Origin of the sequence: Pseudomonas sp. REP124 (genome assembly GCF_020164475.1) — a bacterium.
Lineage (GTDB): Bacteria > Pseudomonadota > Gammaproteobacteria > Pseudomonadales > Pseudomonadaceae > Aquipseudomonas.
Map to the genome: position 1 here is coordinate 1 of NZ_JAIQWX010000282.1, position 1138 is coordinate 1138.

The 1138-nt window shown below is 54.7% G+C and carries 1 protein-coding gene; it reads left to right on the top strand.

What is annotated here, in order from left to right; translation table 11 throughout:
• Positions 1-165: 165 nt before the first annotated feature.
• Positions 166-1107: an IS110 family transposase gene (locus tag K9857_RS30210; protein ID WP_224542226.1), complete on the top strand. Its 942-nt coding sequence runs from the start codon at positions 166-168 to the stop codon at positions 1105-1107.
• The last annotated feature ends 31 nt before the right edge of the window (positions 1108-1138 follow it).

The following is a 1138-nucleotide window of genomic DNA, read 5'->3' on the forward strand; positions in this document are numbered from 1 at the left end:
CTGACTGTTGACGCAGTGCAGACCGTGGGAGATTTCGCCCCTCCTCCTTTCACCCAAGCGCCGATAAAGAATGCATCTGGCTAGTGACCGACGATAGGAACAAGCCTGCGCCTCTGGGTGGCCCCTCAAGTGCTCAAACCATATCCCGGAGGAAGTCCTGTGGCAATGCCAGTTCCAATCTCAAAACCCATCGTGGGCGTGGATGTCGCCAAGAGTGAGCTGGTGATTTACAACGCTGAACTGGATCTGCTTGAAAAGATTCCCAACACCAAACCAGCCATCAACAAGTGGTTGAAGGCCCTGCCGGGCGCCGTGGCGATTGCCATTGAGTCCACCAATATCTACCACCTGGAATTTGCAGATCTGGCCTATGCAGCCGGTTGTGTGATCTACATGGTCGGCGGTTACGAGCTGCACCATTACCGCGAAGGTGTGAAGGTGCGCGCCAAAACCGATGCCCTGGATGCCAAGCTTCTTGCTCGTTACTTGAAAAATGAGCATGAAGAGCTTCGCCCATGGACACCGCCTTCACCGCTCTATCGTCAGCTCCTGAGCCTGTTCCGTCGCCGCGCGGCCCTGGTCCAGGCGCGAGTCGCGCTGGTACAAAGTTGGGCGAATGAGCCCTTGCTCAAGACCGCTTTTACCCAGCAAATAAAGTCCATGCAGCAACTTGAGACGCTGATCGAAAAGATGATCAACGACCTACTCAAAAATGCTGGTTTACAGGGGCAATTGAAGCGCTGCCTGAAGGTCGAAGGCATTGGTTTCCTGACTGGAGCTCGCTTGCTTACAGCGTTTCAGCGAGGTGACTTCAGAAACTCAGATGCATTCATCGCCTTTTTGGGGATGGATTTGCGGGTGAGGCAATCAGGACAGAAAGACGGTAAACGGAGCCTGACCAAACGAGGTGATCCGGAAGCCCGCAGGCTTTTGCACAACGCAGCCATGTCCGCCAGCCGAACCAAAGCCTGGAAAGGACTTTATGAAGAGCACAGGGCTCGAGGTTTCAGCACCACCCAGGCACTGGTGATGCTGGCCCGCAAGCTTGCTCGGGTTGTATTCGCCCTGCTCAAGGGAAAGAGCGAATATCAGCCAAAAGCCGGTTGAGAGCTTCCCCTCAACCATAGAATCTCCCACA

What these genes read in the sequence shown, in the direction of transcription:
- K9857_RS30210 (WP_224542226.1), top strand. Translation starts at nt 166, where the DNA reads ATGCCAGTTCCAATCTCAAAACCCATCGTGGGCGTGGATGTCGCCAAG.